The sequence below is a fragment of the Streptomyces sp. CB00316 genome, from assembly GCF_001905595.1.
GTDB lineage: Bacteria > Actinomycetota > Actinomycetes > Streptomycetales > Streptomycetaceae > Streptomyces.
On record NZ_LIXI01000015.1, the window covers coordinates 75,226 to 99,441 of the forward strand.

Consider the following 24,216-nt stretch of genomic DNA (forward strand, 5'->3'; position numbering starts at 1 on the left):
ATCGGCGAGGCCGACGGTGATGCGGGCGGCCGGTTGCAGACCTGGGCGGCGGACTTCTCGTCCGCCCAGTGGAGGAACTGCTGCACGGCGTTGGAGACGGGCAGCGGGATGACGAGACGTCCGACAGCCGGAGTTCAGGCGCTCAAGGTGCCGGTGATCGTACGCGGCCGCGTGAAGGCCTTGGGGTCGCCAAGTTCGGTCTCGCTCAGCCCGGTCGCTTCGCAGGTGGCCTCGCCCCTCGTCGGACGGCCGGGGCAGTCCCACGATCAAGATCGTTCTTGCCCAATTGGGCAAGAACGATCTTGATCGGTGAGGAGGACCGAAACACAAAAAGGCCCTGCCCCAGCGTGTGCTGGGACAGGGCTTCAAGAGGAAGCGGGCAGCACACCTCCCAGGTGGCGTCACACCTCCCAGGTCACACGCACATGCCCGCGACGGCAGCGTTCAGGCGCGCCACGACATCAGTCTCGTATGGGTCGACAGCGGCGGACGAGTCGCTTCATCGGGTGGGCTCCTGTTCGCGGGTGGGGTGGGTCCCCCAGGGGAGGACGAGGTCGTCGCCAGCGGTGCGGGTCACGAGGGCGCCTCCAGGCTCGAAAGGGTGGAGACGACGCCCGGCCGTGAAGGGTGGGCGCGCTCGGTGGCGTCAGGTGCTACTTGGCGGTCTCGGTGATGACCAGGCGCCGGTGGCCAGGTCCATCACGACCCGGGCCATGTCAGACCCTGGGTGCGCTGGGCGGCGGCGTGTTCGTGACGCCGTGCGTAGAGCTCAGCGGGCCAGGTTGGCGAGGAAGGACTCGGCTGCTGACCACGGGGTCAGCTCGATGCCGAAGCCGTTGCGTGCGTCGGGGCCCTGGATGTGGACCAGTCGGCCGGATACGTAGACGACATCGCCGGTGCGGAACGCCCCGGTGTACGCACCGAGGTAGCTACGAAGGTGGGTGATCCGGCGGGCGAACACAAACGGCTCGTCGACCGTGGACTCCGTGACCGTGTCCACCTCGATCCCGTAGAGCGCCGGCGTGACCAGGCCCTCGGAGTGATCCGTGATCCGGGCGAGGACGGAGATCGCCCCTACTTCTTTGGCCACCACACCGGCGAACGTCTTGTCACCGTCGGCCCTCAGCGGCTCACAGTTGATGTGCGCACCCGCACCGACTGTCAGGCCCTGCAGCTTGCGGGCTTCCTGCCGCATGAGCGCGTCGAAACTTCCCCCCACCATGTACTTGGCGCGCCGCACGTACAGCCGGGTGAGGGTCTCGCCCTCGTACGGGCGAATGAGGGTGCGTTCGGCGAACAGGGCCTGTGCCGCTTCGTAGCCACGTGGCCCGTAGCAGACCAGATCGATGTCGGAGCGGGCGTTGCAGGCGCCGACCAGGAAGGACCCGGTCACGCCGATGACGTCCGCGGCGTTGGCTTCGACGATCCAGCTGATGATGGCAAGTAGGTCCTCGCTGACCGCCGTTCTGGCCAGAAGGTCGGGGTCCTGGTGCAGGGCGGCGAGGGTCTGGCGGCAGGAGTAGTGGGTGACGATGTCCTCGCGGGGCACGCCGGTGATGACGCACCCCACGGCGGGGGAGTAGATGTAGCACTCGGGCCGGTCGGCGAGGAGTCCGTACGCCTTGGAGACGACGCTGTTCTGCCGGTACGTCCGGCCGAACAGCACTCGGTCGCCGCGGGGGTCCGGGTAGTACTTGACGTACCCCAGGAAGTGCGTGCCGGGATGGACATCGCCGATGACTTTGAAGATTACCCCGGCGCGGTCAAGGAGGTAGTCGCGGTCACGGATGGTCGCCAGCGCGGTGCCCAGCGGCGAACTCATCGAGTCCGGGGAAGAGGGCGGTATCGACCGTCCCGGTGTGCTCATACTGCTCGAGTCCCTTCGTGAAGAGGTGCCGGCGGTACTGCCACTTCAGGTGCTTGTCCGTGCGGGAGGAGTCGGTGGGCCGCATCAGGGCGAGGAAGAACAGGGCCTTGACGAGCAGGTATGCGCCCAGGTTCTGGCTGATGGGCTGTCCGGTTGCCTTCCGGGCCGCGTCGTCCAGCACGGCGAGGTAGCGGTGCCGCTGGCCGGGGCTGGCGGTGTAGCCCTTGGTGCCGCCCTTGAAGGCGATGATCTCCAGGGCCGGGAGAACGTCGTATCCGAGGGGGACCAGGCCGTGGTGCTGCCAGTCGATGACCCCGGCCGACAGGACGTTGGGGAGGCCGTAGTCCAGGTGGCCGTGTACCAGCGGAGTCGTGACAAGGCGGTCCAGCGCGTGATCGAGCGCGGCGTGCGTCCGGGGGTTGTCCAGATCGGGGTTCTCTTGGAAGACGTTCTGGGTGAACCCGGCACGGTCCAGCCACTGCCGCAGTGCGCCGGGCGTGGGCTCGACAACGTGGGCAGCCTGGGCGCGCAGCAGCCGGGCGGCGACCTGGGCGGCGGTGTCGGTGACGTCGTCGGCCAGGGCGCGGCCGCAGTCCAGTGACGTCACCGCCTGGTCGTGCAGGGTCTGGTCGCCCAGCGACTCCTCCACGACGAAGAAGTGGCCGTCGTCGGTGACGCCCTCCTCCAGCACGTGCGGGACCGGGTAGTTGAGGTCCGCGACCCGGCTCTGGAAGGCGACCTCCGCTTGGAGCGCGGCTCCGCCGGTGCGCCGGTAGCGCGTTCCGTCGGCAGATGCGTACACCGCGCCGTCGGCGGCGGTCCGCTTCTTGACGAACCGCCAGTTGTTGTCGTTCATCAGCTCGCTCCTTCCGGCTTCTCGGTGAAGCCGTGCGTTGCCGGGTGCTCGGGGATGGCCCGAGACAGGGTCGTCACGTCCATGACCCAGCGCATATCACCCGCCGCGACGCGGCACCGCAGTTCGGCAAGGTCGTCACTCCGGGGTGTGTCCGGCCGGGCCAGATGGGCGCGGCGCCAGAATTTCAGCAGGGCCGGGAGCTGGGCCGTGGTGATGCCCGCCCGGATGTGCAGTGAGCACAGGGGCAGAAACCAGGCGAGGAACTGCTCCCGTTGCGCCGGGCTGACGCGGTGCACCTCGCACAGCCGCTGCAGGGCGGCAGTGTCGTCGTACGGGATCCGCCCGTGCAAGGCGTACCGCAGCCGCGTTCCGTCGTGCCGCCGGAACAGGGCACCGTAGGCGGCGACGTTCGCCGCGGCGTTCTCGGTGACCGTCATCACCGGCCGCTCGGCGCCGTGCTGTGCGGCGGCGGCCAGTACGGCGGTGTGCACGCCGACCCGCGGGTCCAGGACCATGCCTTCGAGCCCGAGCGGCGCGAGGCTGATGCCGTGGTCTCGGGTGCGGGAGAGGACCAGCCGATCCGGGACGTTCTGAGCGATGGTCAGCAGATGCCCTGGTGGCTTGGCCCGGTGGGCGTGGACGTCATCACGTGCGAGCACCGGCGTGCCGGTAGGCCGGTCCCAGACCAGCAGCCGCCGAGTGAGCGACCGGGAGCCCTGGTGTCCGCACGCGCGGCAGGTGTGGGGAACGGTGCCGGTCATATGGCCGCAGCGGGTGCAGAGATGAACCGTGACGGGAGTGAGGGTCAGGACGCCGTCCTGCAGGAGGCGTTCGGTCATCCCCAGCGCAAGGGCGGCCACGGCGGGCGCAGTGTCGGTGAGGACGCCACCGGCCGGAGCCACGTCCGGTGCGTACTTGGCGGCGATCGCACGCTCTTCCCGCTCGTGCCGGCCAACGGTGCCCCGGTCGGGGGCGTCACGGTGGCGCAGGTCTCCGGCCAAGGTGGCGGTGTTCCACAGATGCAGGGCCGGCCCTGCCTCGAGGAGAGTGTTGAGCGCGTCTGCCGCGCGGATACCGACCGCCTTGCCCGGCCGCTCGGCGATGGTGAAGGGGCCGTTCTGCACGGGCCCGTTGAGATACAGGACGTTCACGGCGCAGGGCCTCCTCAGCAGTCCGGTTGGATGGCGCCCCGGGCGTGGAACAGGCCGTCGGCCCGCTCGTAGATCAGAACGGCGGCGTTGGGCGTCTTGCGCTCCCGGGCCTCGTCGACCAGCTCGGTCACCGGCCGACGCTCCAGGACCGCACGCAGCGCGAGGATCGCGGTGTGGTGCGTGACCGCCACGACATCCGCTGCGGACGCGGTGTGCAGGCCGTCGACGAACGCCGTGGCCCGCCGCAGGACACCGCCCGCCAGGGACTCCCCGCCGTCGCCGGGGGGCGTCCACAGGTGCTTGCGGGTCTGCCGGTCCTCTGCCCCCTCGGGGTAGGTGGCGTACAGCTCGTTCTTGGTCATGTAGGTGGCCGCGCCGTAGTGCTGCTCGTTGAGGAGCGCGGTCATCTGGTAGGACAGACCAGGCAGAGCCAGCTCGGCGGTGTCGAGAGCACGACGGTACTGCGAGGTGCGAACCACCGGGTCGGGTCGGCTCAGATCCTCCAGTGCCTGCCGCAGCCACAGGCACTGGAGGAAGCCGCGGGGAGTCAGGCCGACAACGTCCTGGGACAGGGCATGCGCAGCCGGCCCGGTCCACGGGCGGGGGTTCGCGTAGAAGCCGGTGTACTTGGTGGCGTTCTCAATCGATTCGGCGTGACGAACGAGGAAGAGCATCTTCATCCCCTCTGCGAAGGTCGGGCCAGACAGCGCCGTGCCCGCGCGGGAGACGGGCACGGCGCTCTGAGGCGTCAGGAACGCTGCTTGGTGCCGGGGTGCTCGTCGCAGCGCCAGGTGCCGTTGTCCTGACGTGCCCAGCCGCAGGTGGGCGCGAGCTCGATGAGCCTGATTTCCACCCGGCTGGGCAAGCCGAGCAGGGCGAGCCACTGCTCGCAGCAGGCGGCGTGCAGGTAGACAAGGCGCCGGGGGTTCCTCGCCAGGCATCAAGCTCCCCCGTTCTCGTGGGCCTCGATGAGGGCGCCGATCTCGTCGGGGTCGGCTGCGGTGCCGACCGGTGTGCCGGTCTCGGTGAAGACCTCCACCGTGGGGGTGTCGGCGTCGAAGTAGCAGACGTACGGCCCGTATCGCTCCAGCACCGCGGTGGCGTTGGTGGCCGGGTCGGTGAGGAGGGGTGCGGTCTCCAGCACGGCGAGGGTGGTGACGACCAGCCACGTCGGCTCGTCGGGTGTGCGGGGGAGGCGGAGGTAGCCGGTGACGCGGATCTTGTCGCCGGGGGCCAGGTCGTGGATGACCGCGAGGGCGAGCGCCGGGTCGGTGACGCCGCAGGGCAGGATCATCTCGTCGGTGCGCTCGTCGGTGGGGGAGACGGTGAGGCGGAACCGGGCCGTGCTGCCGTGCAGGTCGCCGGGCGCGGTGGCTTCTTCCAGGAAGCCGTCCAGGACTATCGGTTCGGTGTCCATGAGGTCAGTCGGCCTTTCGGACGGTGGCCTGGTGGGCGGTGTCGTACGCCTCCTGGATCCGCTTGGGCACCATGCCCTGGTCGGCGACCTGGTGGCCGGTCTCCCGGGCCCAGGACCGGATGGCGGCGAGCTCCTCCCGGCTGCGGCCGCTGCCCGTACGGAATGTGGTGGGCGCGGCCCCCGTGGTGCGCGTGTTGGCCTTCACGGTCCGCAGCTCCTCCTGCGCGCGCTCCAGTTCGGCCTTGGCCCTGGCGACCTTCTCTTCGGCCTCCCGCTGGGCGGCCTCGGTGTCGCGGCGCTCGGTCAGCTCGGCGAGGTCGGCGGTGATGCGGTTGGCCCGGTTGCGGACGGCGGCGGCCGGGTGGGCGGTCGCCCAGTCCAGGAGCTCCTGCACGGGGTTGGAGAAGGTCAGCGGGATGACGGGGACGTCGATGGCCTCGGTGGCGGGGGTGGTCGTCACGGGTTTGTCTCCGGTTTCCGGGATGAGGGGGAGCAGGGAGGTGAGGGTGTCGGGGTCGGTGGGCAGCCCGAGGACGTCCAGGAGCAGCGTCATGTCGTGCTTGTCGTGGGAGCTGCGGGCGGTGACCCGGGCCGCGGCGGCGTACTGCTGCGCGGTGGTGGGGTCCAGGGGGAGGGACTCGGCTTCGAGGGCTTCGGACCAGTCGGTGAACACGGCTCAGGCCGCCTTGCCGGTGAGGGCGAGCTCCAGCACGCGCCGGTTGGCTGCTGCCTGCTGAGAGGTGATCGGCTGCTTCCACCGGTTGTAGGGCTCGGGGCGGGTGTGGATGAGCTCCAGCTCCAGGCGGGCGAGGGCCTGGTCGCGGACCGTCGGCGGGGCGATGCGCGTCGTGCGCCGCTGCTCGCGTCGGCGGCGGTCCTGTTCGGCCACCACGCCGACCCAGTCGTCACCGTGCCGGGCCACGAGCTGCTTGCGCAGCTGGGTGCGGTCGCGCTTGGTGGTCGCCGCCCACACCCCGGTCGGCGTGAGGTCGGGGTTGGCCAGCGCCCACTTGAGGCAGCCGGTGACGACCGGGCAACCGGAGCACGCCTGCTTGGCCTGGGCGGTGGCCTTCTCCCAGGCGCGCGGGTCTTCACTGGTGCTGACGTCCTCGATCGCGAACAGTGCGGGATCAGTGCGGCAGCTCAAGGGCTGCTCGGAGACGGGGAAAGGGATCCGAGTGTCGGCCGGGATGAACGTCGGCGGCTGCGGGACACCGGTACGGGAGCCGGGCATAAGGGCCTCCTCGGGTGAGCGAGACAAGGGGTGTGGTGTGGGCGGTGCGGTCAGGCGTGGTCGTCGCCGCGGCGGCGTCCGGCCTGGACGTCGGAGGCGAACCGGCCGAGACGGGCCTCGGTGGGATTGGCCGCGATCCACGCTTCGGCGCAGCTCTTGTGAACCGGCTCTCCCGCGTGGGAGCGCATCGGGGTGGGTTGGTCGCACAGGGCGCAGCGGCGGTCCTGCCAACGGTCGAAGTGCCGGGCGTCGCGCCAGTCGAGGAGGCCGCCGGGGGCCGGGATCAGGCCCGGCTCCACCGGCGGCTTCTTACCTCGGGTGCTGGTCACGGGCGGAAGCCCGGCAGTTGCTGGAACACCTGGCCCAGCAGGTCGGGGGTCGGCTTCCAGGCCGGGAGCGCGCCTGTGGCGGGCACGGGCAGCGGCAGCTCGTGGACGTCGGTCAGGACCAGGTGGTGCACGTCGCGCTCCGCCCACGGACTGGAGCAGCGGGCGGGCCCCTGGTCCAGGTGGCAGTCAGTGAGCCGGGCGAGGCCGATCACCGCACCGAGGGGGAGCTCGCGGCCACGGATCGCGGTGGCGACCAGCGGGTCGCGCAGCACGGCGGGCTGCGGCTTGGCCTTCCCGGCATGGAGAAGAACCCAGCCTCGCCAGCTCCAGGGCTTGGGCCTGTTCTCCGGGGACTTGCCCGCGAGGATGCAGGTCGCCCAAGGCTGGCGGATGGTGATGCCCCGGATCCAGTCGCCGCCCTCGAGTTCGGCGGCGCTCACGCGGCACCCGCCAGAAGGTGTGTCCCACGGCGGCCGGCGCGGCGGCCGTTGACCGTCTCCGCGTAGGCGTCGGCCCGCGTCGCGACGTACGGGAACGTCGCCTCGCCCTTCTTGACCTTGTACATGGCGGTGTCCGCGCCACGCAGGATCCGGCTCATGTCCTCGCCGGGCAGGTCCGCTGCGCGGGCGATGCCGATCGAGACGTCCAGGCGCAGGGTGTGCCCTTCGTGCTGGAGGGGCTGTCGCAGCTGCTCGCTCAGCGCGGTGATCTCCGCGAGAGCGGCCGACGGCGGGAGCACGGCGCAGACGGCAAACTCGTCGCCGCCCATCCGGGCCGCGAGCGCCTGACGGCTCGAACTCCACTGGGCGAGGCGTCGGCCCAGGGTCTGGATGACGGTGTCGCCCGCGGCGTGGCCGTAGGTGTCGTTGACGGCCTTGAAGTCGACCCCGTCCAACATCAGGACGTGGACGGCGTCCCGGCGGCGGGTGCGCAGGAGCCGCTCACCGTAGGCGACGAACTCCGGTCGGCACGGCAGACCGGTGAGCAGGTCCTTGCGGCCGTCGGCGATCTGCTTGTACAGGGTGACGGCGTGGAGGGCCCAGCCGGTCAGGGGCACGGCTGCGGCGGTGATCAGGAGGGCGTTCGGGCCGATCCGGCCCGGTGAGCGCGCGGCGGAGTTCATACTGAGGGGCTCCTTCTCGTCTCGTACGGGATGGGGAACCCGGGGCGGCCGACTGGTTTTCCGGCCTTTGGCGGCCGTCCCGGGGCGAATTCAGATCAGGCTGTTGGGGTTGACCCACGCCTTGGTGGTGGCCTTGTGCCAGTCCAGGGCCCAGTCGGGGCGCAGGCCGCGCGCGGCCCATCCGTTGCTGGAGTCGTCGGGGGCCGGGCGGCCGGCAGACAGGTGCTGCACGGCCCGGTCGTAGGCGTGGTGCGCGGCGGCCAGGGCCTCGCCCGGTCCGGCGGCGCGGCCGGTGAAGATGTGCAGTCCTCGCCGTTCCTGTTCCGTTGCGTGGTGTATCGGGACGTCGACCTCGTATCGGCGCATGACGTCCATCTCCTCTCGTAATCGCGGCGGTTGAGGGACCACCGCAACCGCCCCGGCCCCAGCAGTGAGCCGAGGTCGGGGCGGCACGGAGGTCCGTCAGCCGTGGATCGCTTCGAGGTCCTGCATCTCGAGGTCGGGGGCGTCCTCGTCGTCCTGGTCGTCGTCGTTCGAGCCGTGGACGGTGCAGACGATGTCCTCGTCGTCGTCCAGGTCGCCGTTCAGCGCGCGGAACAGGCAGGTGACGCTGTAGGCGGGCACCCACGCCCGACCGGTGCATTCGTCGTCGTGCGGGCACGGCACCATCACGTCGAACCCGACATCGCCCTCACCGTCGACGTCGGTACGCAGGGCGAGGGTGAGGTACTGCTGACCGAGACGGATCTCCGCGACGCGATCGCCGCCGGCCACGTTCGAGCCGGGCTTCCACTGCCACAGCGGCAGGATCTCGTCGCCGAACGTGCGGCGTACGAGGTTCAGGTCACCGAGACCGTCGCCGCCGTCCAGTCCGAGGTCGGCCTGCCGGACGCCGCTGAGACGCTCCAGGTACGGCAGGAGCCGGCAGAGGCTGTCGGAGAAGACGATCTCGGGGAACCCCTCCGCCTTGAGGGTCCGGTGCGAAGCAACCATGGCCTGGTGCTGCTGGGCGACCACGTCCTTGGGCACCGTGCGGTTGGCTGGGCGCGGGCCCTGCCGGTCGATACAGACGCTGCCGGGGGTGGCGACCATGACCGCGATGGGCAGCATGCCGTGCCGCTTGGCGGCCGCGACCAGCGGCTCCCTGGCCGTCGCGGTCACGTTGGTCGCATCGACGACCGTGAACAGCCGGCGGCGCATCCTCGCCTCCAGCAGCAGGTGCAGGGCCGCGACCGCGTCACCGGTCGCGCCCTGCTCCCCGGCGTCGTCGCTGACGACCTCGCGCAGCGCGTCCAGGGACAGGACCTGGGAGGCGGGCCAGGTGCGCGCGATGGTGGACTTACCCGCGCCGGAGGGGCCGATGAGGACCACCAGGCTGTGCTTGGGCATCTCGGGATAGACGAGCTCGGTCATGCGGATCTCCTCAGGACAAGTGGACGCCGGGCAGCGTGGATCGGGGCGTTGCCCGGCGTGATGGGGGGTGGGACGGCGGCGTTGTACGCGCCGTCAGCGGACGATCATGTGGTCGGGGTGGCCGTTCTTCATGTGGTCCACGCACTGCGGGCAGTCCTCACGCGGGCCGAGCCGGGCGTGGGCCTGGCGGCTGGCGTACGCGCGGAACCAGCACTGCGTGCACTCGCCGCGGGGCGGGTTCGTCGCCTCCTCGTTCGCCATGTCAGCGGGCTCCGGGGCGGGTAGTGAGCCAGGTGGTGACGGCGGCCGCGCCGATCCCGACAGCGCGGTGGAGCGCCGCATCGAGCTCCATCCACGCGGTGCCCGGCCCGTTCACCTCCCGGGTGAGCGTGCCCTCGTCGTCCATGCGGACCGTCTGGCAGTGCTCGATGTAGCCGGTCTTCTTGGTCTTCTTCGCCAGCCACAGCAGCAGCGCCCCGCGGTCGATCGCGGCGTGCGTACCGGCGTTGATGGCCGCACCGGCGAGCAGGGCGGCCGGGGTGACCCGGTAGCCGAACGCCCGGGTGACGCCGATCGTCGCGGCCAGCTGCACGGCGGTGTACGAGGCGACATGGCAGGCGACCGCGCGCCTGCCGAGGGTGCTGGTGGTCATGATCGGCCGGGTGGAGTCCGGCGCGGCGGGGGTGCCGTCGGCGTGGACCAGGTCCTCGCCGTACAGCCGCTTCCGGGACGCGGTCTTGCTGCCCTGGACCCAGTGGTCGCAGGCGGGGTGCAGCTCTCCGAAGGTGGCCAGCAGGGTGGCGAAGAGGGCCAGGCGCTCGGTGGTGAGGCGGTGGGGCACTGGGGGTTCTCCTGATCTCGTATGCGGGCGAAGGGGAGCCGGCGGCCGGCTTTTTGCCGATGCTGCGGTCGACCCCGTGTGCGGCTTCCTCCCCGGCCTGCATGGCCGGGGAGGAAGCCGCCTCAGAACGGCGTTTCGTCCGGCGTGGCCGGGACGGGCAGGAGCCGGATGCGGAGCTCACGCCGCTCGGACCAGCAGCCGCACGCCTCCATCTCCGGGAACGGACCGTCGGCCCACCAGCCGCCTGCGCCCCGGCAGTCGGGGCAGGAGCGGTGGGCGACGGGCGTGAGGTGGATGCGGTGCCAGTCGGCGTACAGCTGCCAGCGGCCTGCCTTGAGCACGGCAGCGGCCGCGGTGAGCGCCAGAGGCACCGCGGCAGCCGCCATCAGGGAGCGGGGCGGAGTGCGCATTGGCTCAGACCGCCGGGGTGCTGGCGCAGTGCGGACTGCCGGTGTCGCCGCTGTGGACGGCGTGCCCGCCGGTGGGGCGCAGTTCCTGGAGGAGCTCCAGGAGGTCGTCCTCGCCCTCCAGGAGCGATGCGACATAGCCGTGGCCGCAGGTGCAGGGCACGAGGAGGGTGAGGGCGTCGCGGTAGTCGGCGTCGGCGGTGATGGTGTGGTGCAGCCACAGCCCGCCGTCGAGGTGTGCCACGGCGCTGGGCTGGACCCGGTTGTCGCGCAGGGAGGGGTAGCCGGTCCACCCGTCGTGGTCCACCGCCTGGCCGAGGGTGTCGGGGTAAGCGGTGTAGACGTGGTCGGCGGCCGCAATCTCGGCCAGGTCGCGCTCCTCGTCCTGGGCGAGACCGGCGGTGAGACGCGCGGTGCTGGCGGCAATGTTGAAGAGGACGGCCAGCGGCGAGTCGGGGGAGGCGCCCGTCGGGCAGCTGAGGGGCGGCGTGAAAATCTCAGTCATCGTGTGACTTCTCCTTCAGAGTCGGGTGTTCAGGCGCCTATGGCCAGGACCGGGGGATGGTGTGAACGTCGGCGTGGAGACGTCGTGGAGGGCGGGCTCCGCGGCGGCGAGGGGTCAGTGGCGTCGCACTGACCGCACACCGCTGGGGAGTCCGGCCCGGGAGTGGTGTGGTGGCCGTCAGCCGGTCACCAACTGGCTGTGGGTGCTGCCGTCGGCGCTTTCGGTGTGGTTGTGGCTGTCGGCGAACAGCACGTGGTTGAAGCCCTCGCGGGACAGTGCGGGGAGGGCTGCGATGACGTCGGCGTGCTGTCGCAGGACGACGACGTCGGGCACGCGCCGGTTACCGGGCCTGCGGGCGTTGCGCTCCAGGCAGAGCGGGAGCGGAGTCGGCACGACCAGGGCAACGGCTGGCACGTTGTACCGGCGTGCGAGGTCCAGGAGGGTGCCGCGGTGGACGGCTTCGGTGTTCGTCGCGTCGATCACGCTGGTGAGCCCGCGTACGAGTCGCGCCTCCAGTACGGCGTGGAGCACGAACGCGGCGTCGCCGCTGGCCCGCTGGCAGCCTGCGTCGTCGCTGACCATGGCCCGGAACCGGTCGAGTTCCAGAACCTGGCTGTCGGCCCACCACCTCCTGGCCAGTGTCGACTTACCGGACCCTGCGGCCCCGATCAGGCAGACCAGTGCCGGGTCGGGAATCGTCGCGTCGGCGGACAGCGCTCCGTACGGGCGGAAGGGGGTCATGCGTTCTCTCCTTGCGGGAAGGATGCGGGCAGGCGCGCCGTCGGCCTCTTGCCGATGCTGCGCGCACCACGTCTGGGTTACTGAACGGGGGAGTGGTCACCGGTTCACTCACCACCGATGGCGGGGGCCGGTCACGGCTCGGACTCAGCTCGTGGTGACGTGCGGCCCGCCCTGGTGAGTGCGTTGAGCACGGCGGTGTGTGGTTGGTGCCTGTCCCTCATGCGGCCAGCCGGTGCGTGACCGGCGTGGTGGTGAGGACGTAGGTGCCGGGGGTGGGTTCGTATCCGCGGGCGCAGGGGTCGCAGCAGCCCACGGTCCGTAAGGGCAGGCAGTAGTCGTACCGGCGCGAGCACCGTGAGCAGGTGCTCCTGGCGGCCATCGCGTGGTCCAGCGCCAGTTCCTGAGCCAGCGTCGGGACGCGCTTCGGCTTCGCCAGGTCGATGCGGAGCAGGAAGCCCCGGGTGGGGTGGCGGCACGACCAGGCCGGGCGGGTCGCGCACAGGCGGCACCGCAGGATTGCGACCGGCCCGGTGTTGTCGCCGGGGCTCAGTCCCATGTCCCGCAGGGCACGTCGGGTGACAAGTCCCTCGGGTACGGCGCCACGATCAAACTCGGGCAGGGTCGCGTTGCTGCGCGGCACCCGCGTCGCCTTGCGAGGGCGCTTGCGGCGGGCGCGCGGCATCACCGGCTCCAGGTACCGGGGAGGCGGCGCTGGGGCAGGGGGTAACGGGGGCCGGGGCGCTGCGGGCGGGGCCGGCCGATCCGGCGGCGCGGGCGGGGGATGAGCACGGTGGACCTCCAGAGAGCGCGATGCGGTGCGGGCCGTGAGGGCGGCCCGATGCTGGGCTGGGTGGGGTTCCGGGGCGGCCGGGCTTGTGTGCCGGCGGCCGCCCCGGGCACTCAGCGGCCCGCCGCGGGGGCGGTGATGGTGGCGCGGGCGACGTCGGCGAGGAGCACGGTCAGCTCGTGGCCTGTGTCGACGGCGGCCGCCAGGCGCTCGATGAGCTCGGGGTCCAGGCCCCGGTGGCGGGCGCCGATCAGCAGGCCCTCCAGGTAGTGGACGTCGCCCAGGACGTCGCGGCGGACCTCCAGGACGCCGGGCTGCACATGCAGCTCGTCGACGTTCCAAGTGGCGGCCTGCGTCGCGTGGTCGGCGGCCACACGGTTGGCGGCCGCCGACTGCTCGGCGAGTACCTGGTGCAGCTGCTCGGGGTCGGTGTGGGCGTAGAACCAGCTGGGAGAGGTGAAGGCGGCCAGGGCCTGCCATGCGCGTCGGATGGGAAACACGCGACCTCCAAGAGGTAGGTGAGGTGTTCGGGTTGCGGACGCTGCTGCGCCCGGCGGGGTGGGAAGGTCTGGGCGGTCGTGGACAGGCCGGACGGCCTGGCCCGCATCCGAGCGCTGGGGTTCGGATGCGAGGCAGGTGGTCCGGGGCGGGGGTCAGAGGCCGCGGGTATCGGCGAGGCCGGCGGCCTGGTCGAGCATGCGGAGCGGGATACGGCCGGAGGTGTGGGCGTCGTTGAAGGACGGCACGGAGTCGACTTCGCCGAACTTCCGGCGGATCGCGTCCAGGAGGACGGCGACCGCTCCTGCTTCCAGGCCGCGGTCGCCGTGGGCTTCGGCCCGGATGACGCCGAGCATGCAGCGGGCACCGTCCTCGTCGACCAGGGCTCCCGAGCACCAGCCGCCCGCGAGCAGCCGGTGGTGCGCGCGCTGGAGCAGCGCGGCGACCGGGGTGGGGTGTGGCGGCGGGGGTTGGAGGGTGGGGGTGAGGGGGAGGGTGATGACGTCGCCCAGGTCGACCGGTTCGGTCGCGAGGTGCGCGGTGTTGACCTCGTAGGCGACGGCCGCTTCGTCGAGCCGGGCCGTCATGTGGATGTTGACCAGGGCGAGGCGTTCTTCGAGGGTCAGGGCTGCGGCCGGTGCCGGTGGGGTGGTCTGGGCTGCCTGGTCCGTGGCGAGGTGGACGGTCGACGGAGCCACGGGCGGTGTGTCCTTCCAGGTGTGAGCAGGGCCCGGCCGGTGCGGCCGGGCCCTGCTGGGTGGTGGGGTGCGGAGGCGGTCAGACGCCGGAGAGCCTCTTGATGGCCTCCAGTGCTTCGCGTGGGGAGGTCACGGTGTCGCGACGTGCGGCGCTCTTCCCGGCCCTCTTTCTGGGCTCGTCGTCGTCCCAGCCGTCGTATTCGTCGCTCTCGTCCTCGGGTTCGGGGCCGAACTCGCCGGGGCGGGGCGGCTCGGTCCAGTCGAACCACAGGTCCCGGGCTTCGAGTTCGCGGATCTCGTGGTCGGTGAGGGCGGCGACGGTGTCGGGGAAGAAGTGGTCGATGCCGTCCTTGAAGGACATGTAGAGCGTGCGCAGAACGTTGGGCTCCTTGCCTTCGATGATCCATCCGGCGCCGCCGGTGTTGGAGTCGGAGGGCGGTTCGGGCTCGCCGCGCATGACCCGGTCGATCCGGCCTGCCTCGGCGGCGGAGAAGGAGCGGGGGAGCGGGTCGGGGATGTGCTCGCTGGGGATGCCGAGGGCCCGGAACATGTCAGTGATCTTCTTCGGTGCGACCTTGAGGACGACGGGGATGCAGTTCTCTCGGAGGTTCTCGCACAGGAGCTGGGTGAACCCGTCCTGGACGTAGACGGACTGGCCCGCGACCTTGAGGCCGACGCCGTACTTGCGGCCCTTGACCGACACCATTTCCGCGAGATCCATGATCTCCGCGCCGTAGTCGCCGTTGCGGGCGGCGCTCAGGAACTCGTCCAGGTACACGGACAGCATCCGGTAGGGGCAGCCCGGCCTGGCCGGGTCCCATTCGTGGACCTGCCCGTCGTCCCACAGCATCTCGCCGCGGATCTCCATCAGCGCGCACATGACCCGCAGGAGACGGATCATGTAGAGGGCGCCGACACCGTAGCGGGCGGTGTGTTTGCCCAGGGCCGCAGTCTTCTCGTCGGGGGCCTCGGTCGCCAGCATGACCACGGCCCCGAACAGGGCGTCGGCGGCGATGTGCAGGGCCATCAGCTGGGTCTTGCCACCCCCGGACGGGGCGACGAACAGGCCGTGTGCGGCGCCCCGGTCGGTGTAGACCCGGTTACGGGCGGGCTGCCCGTTGCCGAGGTACCCGGTCACCCACCGCCCGTCCGCGTCCGGGGTCAGCAGCTCCCGGGTGGCGGGGAAGACCTGGGCCAGCGGCGAGGTGTCCCACAGGGAGACCAGGACCTGATTGCCGTCGACGGTGATGAACAGCCGTCCCTCGTCGTACTTCGTCTTCAGCGCGGCGGCCAGGGTGTGCTGGTTGACGCACGGTTCGCCCATCTCGTCGGGGACCTGGGCGATGTAGTGGGTGACCTTGCGCTCGGCGTCGCGGACCTTCTTCACGAACTCCGATCCGGGCACGGGCCCGCCGGCCGCGCCGACCCTGGTGGCCCACCACTCACGGGTGGTGGGCGTCTTGCGGCGGCGCTCGTTCAGGTCGGGGGTGACGTGGACTTCCTTCCAGCCGGGGCCGCCCTCACGCCCGTACTGCCGGGCCACCTCCTCGATCCGCACGTCGGTGACGTCGACGCCGAAAGCGGCGGCGACCGCCTCGTCGGTGAGGCCGGTGATCGGCCGCCCGGCCTCGGAGGCGCGCAGCAGCAGGGTCAGGTCGTTGGGCATGCCCTCGTGCGGGGTGGCCGTCACGACGATGGTGCGGCCGGGCATCCCCCGGTTCTCCCACAGCCAGCGGACCTGGCGGGTGTAGGCGTCGGCACCGTCGTCCGGCTGGGCCACGGAAGGCTCGGGTGCGGCGGGCAGTTGCGGTGCGGGGGCCGGGGTGCCGAGGGCGGGCCGGTGGTTGCGGCGGGTGTGGCGGGAGAAGGGCAGCACCACCAGTCCGGCCGCCGCCCAGCCGGTGGCGAGGATGCCGTCCACGCACCACGGGCCCCAGCCGATGGTGTGCTTCGCGGCGATGTCGACGGCGGCCGCGAACACCAGCGGCGACCAGCGCAGGATCTTGCGTCCGGCGCCGGACGTCTCGGGCCTGGCGGCCAGGACCCAGCCGCCGATACCGGCGGCGCCCGCCAGCTGCACGACCGTGTTGACGGGGCTGTCGGCGAAGAGGTTCGGGGCCGCGGCGAGGACCGGGGCGCTCAGGGTGTAGACGGTGCGCTCCAGGGCGACGCTGCGCGGCACGGACACCAGGGATCTCCTTTGCGGTGGGGCAGATGGGGATGGGCGGCCCGCCGTTGGTGGCGGGCCGCCCATCGAGCGGGGGTTATCGGTCGGGGATCAGCCGGTGAAGAAGCCCGGCTTCGGGGTGCGCTCCTTGCGGCCGGAGCGGACGGTGTCCAGCCCCTCGTAGAGCCGCGCGTGGGTGCGCCGCGCTTCGTGGGCGAGGCCGGAAACCTCCTCGGCGGTCTCGTGGAGCTTCTTCACTTCCACGGCCGCGCCTCCCAGGGCGAGGGACACCTGGTTGGTCATCTCGACGAACTTCCGGTCGAGTTCGGCGTTGGCGATGTCGACGGCCAGGCCTTCCGTGCGCGTCGCGCTCGTCCGCATGCTGCGGAAGAGGACTTCGAGCTCGCCGCCGGCCAGGTCCATGGCGTTGCCCAGCGTCTTGAGCTTCTGCTGGACGGTCTTGTAGCGGTTGTCGGCGTCCGTCCGGGCGGCGGCACCGCCTCCGGTGCGGGGTGTGAGGTCGCTCATCAGCAGGACCTTCCTTTCTAGTCGTGGTGGGGGGCGGCGGAGGCGTGGGTCAGGCCCGCGTCGGCCATCGCCTGGACGTCCTCGCCGTAGACGAAGCTGACCGAGAACGCGGTGAGCCGGGCCCCCTGCGAGGCGACTCCGCACTCGAAGGCGCAGCGCTCGGCCAGCACCTTCATCCGGGCCGCCGCGTCGGCCAGGTCGGTGATCTGGTTGACGACCTCGGTGGCGATGTTGTGGTCGCCGACCAGGTCGGCCGCCATGTCCCGCAGCGCGTCGGCAACCTTCCCGAGCGCGGCGGCCAGGTCCTGGGCGCGGTCCCGGTCGAGCTCGGCGGCGACCGCGATGTTCACGATGCCCACCAGGTACTCGCCGAAGGTGATGTCGGTGCGGTGCCGGGCCGACATGCCGGTCTGGTCCCTCGCGGGCTTGCTGACCTGTGATGCCACGGATTCCTCCTGTGCTGTGGGTCGGGTGGTGCCGGGGCGCTGCGTGTGCGGTTCCGGAGCCGGCGGCAGACCGGCAGGGCCGCTGACGTGCGCCCCGAAGGTCTCGGCCGGGTCGTCGACGATGACCGCATCGACAATGTCCTCCTCCGGCTGATGCGATGCCGGGGGGCGGGGCGGGCCACCAGGGCGGTCCATCGTGAAGCCGAAAGCCTCCACCCGGACCGTCGAACGCCGCTGCTCACCGCCCTGCTGACCAGCACCCCGGTGGGCAGCTCGATCACGCCTGATGAACTGCCTTGCCCGGTGCCACGCGCTCACCCACTCCTCTCCGGACGGCTTCTGCCCCGGGCCGGGACCCGACTGGGTGCCGGTCGTGCTGGGCGGTGCCTGCGGACCGGCCGAACTCCCCGACGCTGTCCCCGCCGAACCGCCCTGGGCACCGGCGGCGCCGGTGGGAGCCGTCGGGCCACCGGAGCTAGGGCTGCCGGCGGAAGCTCCCGGCGGAGACTGCGCCCCGGGCCTGCTCGCCGCGCCTTGCGGGCCGGAGGCGCTCGCGCTCGGCGACGAGCCGCCCGTTCCCGGGGCGGCGCCGCTCGCTGACGGCGGCTGCCCGGGGTTCGCGCCGGATGGTGCCGCCGAGCCGCCGGTACCGGCACCGGGCTTCGTCTTCGTCAGGCTCACCTTCGGGCCAGAGCCTGCCGCTGACTGGCCCGGAAGGTTTCCCGGCGCCGGTTTCTGGCTGCCGGACGGCGGATTGGGCTGGGGAGCCGACGATGTCGGGGACGGGGTGCCTGCCCCGGCTGCATTGGCGCCCCCGGCCGACGGTGGCGTCTGTCCGGAAGGGGCTCCGGGGGGCACTGCAGCACCACTGGGCGACTGCTTCGAGCCGCCGTTCGGCGTGCCCGGTCCAGCCCCCGGTGCGTTGCCCTTCGAAGGCGACGCGGAGCCGGGCGTCGTCGTCGGCTGCCCTGCCTGCTGCTTGGCTCGGCGACGATCCCAGCGCTGCTGCGCGCTCTCCGCGACGGCCATCCCGAGGGTGGTGCGGCCAGCGGCGACCTTGGCGGCCTTCGCGGACTCGCGCTTCGCTGTCCTCGCGGCCTTCCGGTCGGCTTTGGCCGAACGGGTCTTCTCCGCCCGGTCGGCCTTGGCGCTACGGGCGTTCTCACGGTCCACCTGCCTGGCGGCGCGGTCCTGGTCGCGGTCCCTGGTCCGGTCGGCGAGGCTGGCGGCCTGGTTGGCGCTCCGTCGCTGTTGACGTGCGGATTGGCGGGCGGCGGCACGTTCCTGGCGGCCACGGGACCGCTCGGCGCGAGGGCTGGCGGCCGGCGGATCCGTCTTCCCGCCGTGGCTCTTCGAGCCACCCTTGCCACCGCCGAAACCGCTCGAACTGCCCTTGCCTGTCCCGGAGCTGCCGGAGCCGTTCTTGCTGCCGGAGCCGCCGGAACTGCCCTTACCGGTCCCGGAGCTGCCGGAGCCGTTCTTGCCGCCGGAACTGCCCGAACTGCCCGTGCCCGCACCGGCCTTGCCTGGCCCGGAGCCACCAGAGCCGTTCTGGCGGCTTTTCCCGCCCCCGGTCGACTCGTTGCCCTTGGGTCCGCCTCCACGGCCGCCAGCGGAGCGGTCAGGGCCCTTCCCGGTCCCCTTGTTGGAGCTGCCGCCACTGGACCCGTTCGTCGTCGACCCGCGACCCCGGCCCGAACCGCCGGAGCTGCCGCCGCTTCCGCGTGAGCCGCCTCCGCCGCCGGGCTTCGAGCGGCCCTTGTCGGTGCCCATGCCCGCACTGGAGGACTGCGCCGCATCGGCCTTGCCGCGCGCCGCCGTCTTGTCGGCTTTCGCTTTTCCCTGCGCGGCCTGGAGCTTTGCGTTCTGCTCCATCATCGCGGTCTCCTGGGCGGTGCGGGCCTCCAGGAGTTTCGTCTTGCGCGCTACTTCCGCCTCACGGAACGGCGCTTCCCCGGCCTGCCGGTCCCGCGCCATTTGCAGCCGGAGTTCCAGCCAGTCACCGAGGCGATCGGCAAGCGAACGGGACTGCGCATATTCACCGTCTCCGCTATCAGTGCCGCCGGAATTCGGGGCATCAGGAATTCCCGTTTCCCGTAATGCGACTTCCGGAGAAATCGGCTCGCGAATGGCGGGGAGTTCCATGGTCGTCTCCTCCGGCGACTCGGGAGGGGCGGCGCTGTCCGCGCTGCTGGCGGGCGGTTCGGAATAGAAAAGGTCCCCGCCGTCGGGGGCGTCCGGCATATCACCGGAATTACTGCCCCTGGTGGGGAGGCGGACCACGTTGCTGTCGGTGTCGTCGGACACGCGACCCCTCCTCCTGGACTTGACACTGGCGGTCGGCCTCGCGTACACGCGCGCACGCCACGCGCGGCACGCGTCACGCGCGGCACGCGTTGGGGTCCACGAAGGGCCGCCCCCAGGAATCAGGGACGGCCCTTCGTGGACGGACGGGACGCGAGGCGACTAGCCGCCGGAGTGGCGGCTGTAGACGTTGTGCAGGGCGAGCGCGACCTCACGGATGAACTCCGTGCTCCCGTCGCGATACGCCTGGGTGCCCCGGATATTCGCAATCCGAAGCCAGTAGTAGAAAGTGCCGAGGTCGTTGCCGTGCTGCGCAATCAAATCCTGTTTGATTTTGCGTTCGTGTTCCGCACGGTTCATCTTCTTCCGCTCGGCTTTCGTGAGCGGGCGACCTGCACTCACGCCGACTCCCTGCGAGGAAGGTTGTAAATCGACGTGGGGCCACCATATCCCGGATTCGGGCTCTGCGCACCCTCCTGCCCAGAACTTTCCGGGGCGGCCTGGAGCGGCGGGCTGGCCTTATGCGCCTTGAGCTGCTTCTTTTCCTTTCGCTTAGCCCGGACTTCATTCACCTTTTCGTCGTGGGCGTGGCGCTTATGGGCGCTCTTTTCCAGTCCGGAACTAATTCCCTTGAGGTTCTTGAGAATGCCGTTGAGGGACTGCTCCACCGGCAAGGAACGCAGAAAGGCCTGGCCCATCTTGTCGCCCTCCACGCGGGTCCCACGGCAGTGCACGCGGGTCTCACGCTGAAGGATCTCCAGCTTGGCCTGCACGTCCAGCACGACCCGGTGGATGTCCGCGAGGTAGTGCGCGTAGGCGGCGGGGTTCTGCGCGATCTCGCGCAGGGCCGCGTTCGGGTCGTCGAAGAAGGGCTGGCCGTTGTTTTCAGTGCTCACGGGGTCCTCCGTGGGGGTCGGATCTGCTGTACTCGGGGGGCTGTCGACTGTCTTCCGGCAGTCGCGGCGAGGGCCAGCCCACTTCCGATGGGCTGGCCCTCACTGGTGTGTGCCGGACGTACGGGTCAGGTGAGGTACTTGTCCGCGTCCTCGGGCCGCAGCAGGCCGGCGGTGGACAGCAGCCGGATCGCACGGTCCTGGTTGACGGAGAGCGTGGTACGGACGCGGCTGATGTTGACGAAACCGTCGTCCTCGCGGGGCAGCTCCCGTACGAGCGGGAGCAGTTCCTCGTCCGTACGGACCCGGATCGCCGTACCGGTACGCCCGCCGGTGGCGCCCGCAGTGGTACGCGGGCGTCCGCTGGCCGTACTGGTACGGGCGGCCGGGACGCCTTCGTCCGTACCGGTACGGGCGGTGACCGTACCGGTACGGGCCCGGCTCCCGTGTACGGCGGCGCTGGTACGGCCGGAGGGCTCCGTACCAGTACGGACCGCCCCGCTCCCGGTGCCCGGTACGCCGCTTGTACGGTCGCTGTACGCGCTGGTCACGCCCGCATTGGCTGCCGCCGGGGCGGAGGGGTGCGGGGCGCCGTGTACAGGGTCCGTACTAGCTGCACCGTGTCCGGTACGGGCGGCCGGTGTACCACTCGCCGAGCCGTACGAGCCCGTACCGGCGGAGCCCGTACGGGCGTTCCGCGTACCAGCCGAGCCGTACGTCCCGTGCCCCGTACCGGTACGCCGCTCCGTACCGGCCGCCAAGCCCGTACCGGTGTTCCCGGCCGTACCGGTACGCCGGTCGGACGCGGCGGCCGTGTCCGTACCGGCGTCTGCGCCCGTACCGGTACGCCCCTCGGACGCTCCCGCCGAACCCGTACCACCGTGTCCGTCCGTACCGTCGTCGGTGTGCATGAGCGCGTGGACGCGCCAGATGACGGCCACGAAGATCAGCACGACGAACGTCGTCAGCGGCCACGGAGCCGACTCGCCCTCCGGCACCAGGTGGGCCTGCTCCGCCAGGTGATAGGTCACGTTGGCCGACGCCATCAGAACCAGCGCCGCCGGGATGTCGCGCTTGGCGCGGAACGCGGTGACGCAGTAGACATCGATGCTGACCGGGAGCAGCGGGGCGACGTACTCGTTGATGCCGACCATGCGGGCCAGCTCGTACTCACCGGACGCGGCGAGGCCAACACCTGAGGCGAGCGCGAGCCAGGGGGCGGCCTTCCACGCCTTGGCGCTGAGGTTCTGCTGCCAGCCGCGCCGGCGAGAGTTGGCCTTCTTCGCCTCCCGGGCCTCCTCCAGCATCCGGCGGGCCCGGGACTCATCGGCCTGCGCCCGCTCGGTGATGCCCTTTGCCTTGCGCTCGGCCTCGGCGGTGATACGGCTCGCTTCCCTCTGGGCGGCTTCCCGCAGCTGCACGGCCACGGTCTTGGCCTCCTGACGCAGCTGCTCCCGCTGCTGGTCGCAGGACGCCTTGAGCCCGGCGAGCTCGGCGGCCAGGGCCGTGCGCTTCTCGGCAGCCGCCGTGTCGAACTGGTCGGTGAGCTCGCGCAGCTTCTCGCGCAGCTCGGTGCGGGCCGCTTCCGCCTCCGCGTGTGCGGCGGCGACGTGCCGGTCCGCCTCGCGGCGGCGCTCGTCGGCGGCCGCGACGGCACCGTTGTAGAGCTGCTCGGCCTCGGCGCGGCGGCCGTCGTACTGCTCGGCCGCCACCTTGGCGAGCTGGGCGAACCGCTCGCGGGCCTCGCCGACCTCCCGCTGCGCGGACGCGACCAGTTCGTCCGCCTGCTCCTGAGCCCGGGCCAGGATCGCAGCGGCGTCGCTGCGGCGCTGGTCGACCAAGGCGCTGATCTCGGCGAGGTCCGCCTGGGCCAGGCGCCGCAGCTCGGTCATCGCCGTGGCGGTCACCTCGCGCTCGGCGGCGGCCAGTTCGGTCAGCTCGGCGACCTGCGTACGGGCCGCACCCAGCAGGTCCTCGGCACGGGCCTGGGCCTGAGCCAGAAGCCGGCCGCCCTCGCTGCGCGCCTCGTCCAGGGCGGCCTGTGCCGCCGCCCGCTGGGCAGTGGCGTCGTGGTCGGCCTCGGCCAGGGTGCCCGCAGCACGGGCCTGCGCCTCGCGCATCAGCACGGTGACCTGCTCGTGCGCATCGGTCACGGTGCGCGCGGCCGCACTCTCGGCCTCCGCCTGGAGAGCGGCTGCCTGCTCGCGGGCGGAGTCGACGGTGTCGGCGGCCTGGTCCCGGGCGTCCGCGATCCGGGCCAGCACCTCCATGTCCGCCTCCGCCGGACCGGACGGGGACGGGTCACCGGCCGCCGGTGCCGCAGCGGCCGGGGCGGGGGAGGCGCTCTGGGGGGTGGTGGTCTTGCGGGCCCGGGTCGGCTTGCGCCGGGCCGAGGCCTTCGTACGGGCGGCGGTCGCCACGAGGGAGCTCCTTCAGGGTGAACCGCGTACGGGTCGGCCCCTGCCGTGGTGTTGGCAGGGGCCGACCCGCACGCGGTGTGGCGGGAGGGGCGGAGCAGGCAACTGGCAGGCGCTACTGCTCGGTGGTGGTCACTTCGTCCTGTGAGGGGAAGGTGGTGCGGCCGTCGTCCATGCGGACGGTGAGGTTGCCGCCGGTGTGGACGCCCTCGACGGTGCCCTGGTCACCGGCCTTGTGCCGGGTGCCGAGGGCCTCGATGTCGGCGGTGAGCTGGATACGGGTTCCGCGCATAGGGGCCGTCCTTTCGTGGAGCGGGCTGTCCGGCTCCCTGTCACCGCCCGTCCCGGCCGCCACAGTGGTGGGCGGTCGGTGCGGGCGGATCGGGCAGCCGTCAGACCGACCACGCGGCGCCGGCGGAGCGGGCCTCCATCGCCGCGTGGAGCGCGGCCACGTTGGTCTTGCCGCTGCCGGGCGTGCCCACGATGAGCGAGGCCTGTTGGTCCGGGTACCGCAGGATCAGGGCGCCCAGGGTGTCGGTGGGACGGTGCGGGGCGACGACCTGGCCGTCGGGGAGCAGCGCTCCGGTGTCCTCCCAGAGCAGCAGGGAGTTGCACAAGAGACTCCAGCCCTGCTCCGGGTGTGCGGCTACGATGCGCGCGGCCTCCCGGTCGGGGCTGTCGGCGCTCGGGCATCGGGGGGTGTGCTGGCACAGCGAGTCCGGGAGCTGGCTGGTCGTCGCGGGCTCGGGGTGGGTGGTGTTGCGCATGGGCTCTCCTCCGGAAAGGGGGGCGAGGTGGAGCGGGCTGTCCGGCTCCCCTTCACCGCCGAGCCCCGCCCGCCCCGGCAGCGCGCACAGGGCGCGACGCGGCGGGGTGGGCGGGGCTCGGCGGATCAGGCAGCTGGCAGACCGTCAGGCCGCCACCGGGAGCGGACGGGGCGGGCGGATGCAGGTAGCGGCGTGCTCGCGGGCGAACGCGGGGCTGACGAGGCTGAGGAGGGCCCAGGCGTACTCGCCGCAGCCGGTGCAGTCACTGCTCAGGGAGCCGTCGCTGTCCTGGTAGACGTGCACGTCGGCCCCGCCCCCGGTGGGGATGCTGGACAGGAGGACGGGGGCCGGCGGGGAGACGTACTCGGTCTCCGTCCCGGTGGTGCGACTGGCGGAGCTGATCGGGGTGACGGTCATGACGTGCCCTTCTTTTCGCGGAGGTGGGTGAGGTAGGCGTCCTGCAGGCGGGTGAACCGCTCCCAGAGCGGGGCCCCGTCCGGGCAGCGCTCCTCGGCGGTGCAGGCCGAACAGCGCTTGAGGTGGGCGCGCCAGGTGTCGGACGCGGCCATGTAGCGGGTGTAGAGGTCAGCAGCCACTTCGGGCTTCCTGTGCAGGAGTGGGGGAGGGGTGGGTGTCGGCGACGCGGTGTCCTCGGTCCCACGCCCTGGCGGCCGCCGTGGAGGCGGCCGCCAGAAGCGCGAGGCTGAGCGGGTGGGCCAGACCGTGAGCGGTGATGGCCCGGACCGCGTATCGCTGTGCTGCTCGGGCAGCACGTATCCGGTGCGGCATCAGTCGGCTGCTACTTTTTGCCGCCGCACTGGCACGGC

Annotated in this window: 29 protein-coding genes and 1 pseudogene; all 30 read right to left on the minus strand. The window is 71.7% G+C overall.

Features of this window, described 5'->3' with window-relative positions; translation table 11 throughout:
- Nucleotides 1-769 precede the first annotated feature (769 nt).
- Nucleotides 770-1,822, minus strand: coding sequence for a hypothetical protein (locus AMK21_RS31340; protein ID WP_073882537.1), 1,053 nt, complete (start codon nucleotides 1,820-1,822; stop codon nucleotides 770-772).
- A complete protein-coding gene (locus AMK21_RS31345; protein ID WP_073882538.1) occupies nucleotides 1,782-2,723 on the minus strand; it encodes a phosphotransferase in 942 nt (313 codons plus the stop codon). Before AMK21_RS31345 ends, AMK21_RS31340 begins: the two co-directional genes overlap by 41 nt.
- Nucleotides 2,723-3,874, minus strand: coding sequence for a hypothetical protein (locus tag AMK21_RS31350; RefSeq protein WP_073882539.1), 1,152 nt, complete (start codon nucleotides 3,872-3,874; stop codon nucleotides 2,723-2,725). Before AMK21_RS31350 ends, AMK21_RS31345 begins: the two co-directional genes overlap by 1 nt.
- Before the next feature lie 14 nt (nucleotides 3,875-3,888).
- Nucleotides 3,889-4,548 carry a histidine phosphatase family protein gene (locus AMK21_RS31355; RefSeq protein ID WP_158070741.1) on the minus strand — a complete coding sequence of 220 codons (660 nt, stop codon included), beginning with the start codon at nucleotides 4,546-4,548 and terminating at the stop codon, nucleotides 3,889-3,891.
- 266 nt (nucleotides 4,549-4,814) lie between these two features.
- The gene (locus tag AMK21_RS31360) at nucleotides 4,815-5,291 is read right to left on the minus strand and encodes a hypothetical protein (protein WP_073882541.1); all 477 of its coding nucleotides are present in this window, start codon (nucleotides 5,289-5,291) and stop codon (nucleotides 4,815-4,817) included.
- A gap of 4 nt (nucleotides 5,292-5,295) precedes the next feature.
- On the minus strand, nucleotides 5,296-5,964 hold the full coding sequence (locus AMK21_RS31365) for an Lsr2 dimerization domain-containing protein (protein ID WP_073882542.1): 669 nt from the start codon (nucleotides 5,962-5,964) through the stop codon (nucleotides 5,296-5,298).
- A 3-nt stretch (nucleotides 5,965-5,967) separates the two neighbouring features.
- Entirely contained in the window at nucleotides 5,968-6,525 is a 558-nt protein-coding gene (locus AMK21_RS31370) for a WhiB family transcriptional regulator (RefSeq protein WP_073882543.1), read from the minus strand.
- 50 nt (nucleotides 6,526-6,575) lie between these two features.
- Complete coding sequence (locus AMK21_RS31375; protein WP_073882544.1) at nucleotides 6,576-6,854, minus strand: hypothetical protein; 279 nt, start codon at nucleotides 6,852-6,854, stop codon at nucleotides 6,576-6,578.
- Nucleotides 6,851-7,294 carry a hypothetical protein gene (locus AMK21_RS31380; RefSeq protein ID WP_073882545.1) on the minus strand — a complete coding sequence of 148 codons (444 nt, stop codon included), beginning with the start codon at nucleotides 7,292-7,294 and terminating at the stop codon, nucleotides 6,851-6,853. The genes AMK21_RS31375 and AMK21_RS31380 overlap by 4 nt, the downstream gene beginning before the upstream one ends.
- A complete protein-coding gene (locus AMK21_RS31385) occupies nucleotides 7,291-7,977 on the minus strand; it encodes a GGDEF domain-containing protein (protein WP_073882546.1) in 687 nt (228 codons plus the stop codon). Before AMK21_RS31385 ends, AMK21_RS31380 begins: the two co-directional genes overlap by 4 nt.
- A gap of 90 nt (nucleotides 7,978-8,067) precedes the next feature.
- Nucleotides 8,068-8,343 carry a hypothetical protein gene (locus AMK21_RS31390; protein ID WP_073882624.1) on the minus strand — a complete coding sequence of 92 codons (276 nt, stop codon included), beginning with the start codon at nucleotides 8,341-8,343 and terminating at the stop codon, nucleotides 8,068-8,070.
- Nucleotides 8,344-8,439: 96 nt separating this feature from the next.
- Complete coding sequence (locus tag AMK21_RS31395) at nucleotides 8,440-9,390, minus strand: ATP-binding protein (RefSeq protein ID WP_073882547.1); 951 nt, start codon at nucleotides 9,388-9,390, stop codon at nucleotides 8,440-8,442.
- A gap of 93 nt (nucleotides 9,391-9,483) precedes the next feature.
- On the minus strand, nucleotides 9,484-9,651 hold the full coding sequence (locus tag AMK21_RS31400; protein WP_073882548.1) for a pRL2-8: 168 nt from the start codon (nucleotides 9,649-9,651) through the stop codon (nucleotides 9,484-9,486).
- A gap of 1 nt (nucleotide 9,652) precedes the next feature.
- Nucleotides 9,653-10,231 carry a hypothetical protein gene (locus AMK21_RS31405; protein WP_073882549.1) on the minus strand — a complete coding sequence of 193 codons (579 nt, stop codon included), beginning with the start codon at nucleotides 10,229-10,231 and terminating at the stop codon, nucleotides 9,653-9,655.
- A 122-nt stretch (nucleotides 10,232-10,353) separates the two neighbouring features.
- Nucleotides 10,354-10,641 carry a hypothetical protein gene (locus AMK21_RS31410; protein ID WP_073882550.1) on the minus strand — a complete coding sequence of 96 codons (288 nt, stop codon included), beginning with the start codon at nucleotides 10,639-10,641 and terminating at the stop codon, nucleotides 10,354-10,356.
- Between the two features lie 4 nt (nucleotides 10,642-10,645).
- Nucleotides 10,646-11,143: a hypothetical protein gene (locus AMK21_RS31415; RefSeq protein WP_073882551.1), complete on the minus strand. Its 498-nt coding sequence runs from the start codon at nucleotides 11,141-11,143 to the stop codon at nucleotides 10,646-10,648.
- A 177-nt stretch (nucleotides 11,144-11,320) separates the two neighbouring features.
- Nucleotides 11,321-11,884: an AAA family ATPase gene (locus AMK21_RS31420; protein ID WP_073882552.1), complete on the minus strand. Its 564-nt coding sequence runs from the start codon at nucleotides 11,882-11,884 to the stop codon at nucleotides 11,321-11,323.
- A 217-nt stretch (nucleotides 11,885-12,101) separates the two neighbouring features.
- Complete coding sequence (locus tag AMK21_RS31425; RefSeq protein WP_073882553.1) at nucleotides 12,102-12,566, minus strand: RRQRL motif-containing zinc-binding protein; 465 nt, start codon at nucleotides 12,564-12,566, stop codon at nucleotides 12,102-12,104.
- A 218-nt stretch (nucleotides 12,567-12,784) separates the two neighbouring features.
- Nucleotides 12,785-13,171, minus strand: a complete 387-nt coding sequence (locus AMK21_RS31430) for a hypothetical protein (protein ID WP_234422093.1) — start codon at nucleotides 13,169-13,171, stop codon at nucleotides 12,785-12,787.
- 153 nt (nucleotides 13,172-13,324) lie between these two features.
- Nucleotides 13,325-13,867, minus strand: coding sequence for a DUF6197 family protein (locus AMK21_RS31435; RefSeq protein ID WP_073882554.1), 543 nt, complete (start codon nucleotides 13,865-13,867; stop codon nucleotides 13,325-13,327).
- 79 nt (nucleotides 13,868-13,946) lie between these two features.
- A complete protein-coding gene (locus AMK21_RS31440; RefSeq protein ID WP_073882555.1) occupies nucleotides 13,947-16,055 on the minus strand; it encodes a chromosome segregation protein ParM in 2,109 nt (702 codons plus the stop codon).
- Between the two features lie 90 nt (nucleotides 16,056-16,145).
- On the minus strand, nucleotides 16,146-16,562 hold the full coding sequence (locus tag AMK21_RS31445; protein ID WP_073882556.1) for a conjugal transfer protein TraB: 417 nt from the start codon (nucleotides 16,560-16,562) through the stop codon (nucleotides 16,146-16,148).
- A 17-nt stretch (nucleotides 16,563-16,579) separates the two neighbouring features.
- Nucleotides 16,580-19,315, minus strand: coding sequence for an ATP/GTP-binding protein (locus AMK21_RS35595; protein ID WP_199863316.1), 2,736 nt, complete (start codon nucleotides 19,313-19,315; stop codon nucleotides 16,580-16,582).
- Between the two features lie 159 nt (nucleotides 19,316-19,474).
- Nucleotides 19,475-19,714, minus strand: coding sequence for a hypothetical protein (locus AMK21_RS31460; protein WP_107430020.1), 240 nt, complete (start codon nucleotides 19,712-19,714; stop codon nucleotides 19,475-19,477).
- The gene (locus AMK21_RS31465) at nucleotides 19,711-20,208 is read right to left on the minus strand and encodes a hypothetical protein (protein WP_073882560.1); all 498 of its coding nucleotides are present in this window, start codon (nucleotides 20,206-20,208) and stop codon (nucleotides 19,711-19,713) included. Before AMK21_RS31465 ends, AMK21_RS31460 begins: the two co-directional genes overlap by 4 nt.
- 125 nt (nucleotides 20,209-20,333) lie before the next feature.
- Nucleotides 20,334-22,625 (minus strand): hypothetical protein, encoded by a 2,292-nt coding sequence (locus AMK21_RS31470; RefSeq protein WP_073882561.1) that lies wholly within the window; start codon nucleotides 22,623-22,625, stop codon nucleotides 20,334-20,336.
- A 112-nt stretch (nucleotides 22,626-22,737) separates the two neighbouring features.
- On the minus strand, nucleotides 22,738-22,914 hold the full coding sequence (locus tag AMK21_RS35200; protein ID WP_158070742.1) for a hypothetical protein: 177 nt from the start codon (nucleotides 22,912-22,914) through the stop codon (nucleotides 22,738-22,740).
- Nucleotides 22,915-23,152: 238 nt separating this feature from the next.
- A pseudogene (locus AMK21_RS36425) lies at nucleotides 23,153-23,335 on the minus strand (DUF5999 family protein); the annotation flags it as partial.
- Nucleotides 23,336-23,533: 198 nt separating this feature from the next.
- A complete protein-coding gene (locus AMK21_RS34670; RefSeq protein ID WP_073882563.1) occupies nucleotides 23,534-23,806 on the minus strand; it encodes a hypothetical protein in 273 nt (90 codons plus the stop codon).
- Nucleotides 23,803-23,985, minus strand: a complete 183-nt coding sequence (locus AMK21_RS31485) for a hypothetical protein (protein ID WP_073882564.1) — start codon at nucleotides 23,983-23,985, stop codon at nucleotides 23,803-23,805. Before AMK21_RS31485 ends, AMK21_RS34670 begins: the two co-directional genes overlap by 4 nt.
- Nucleotides 23,986-24,216: the final 231 nt, after the last annotated feature.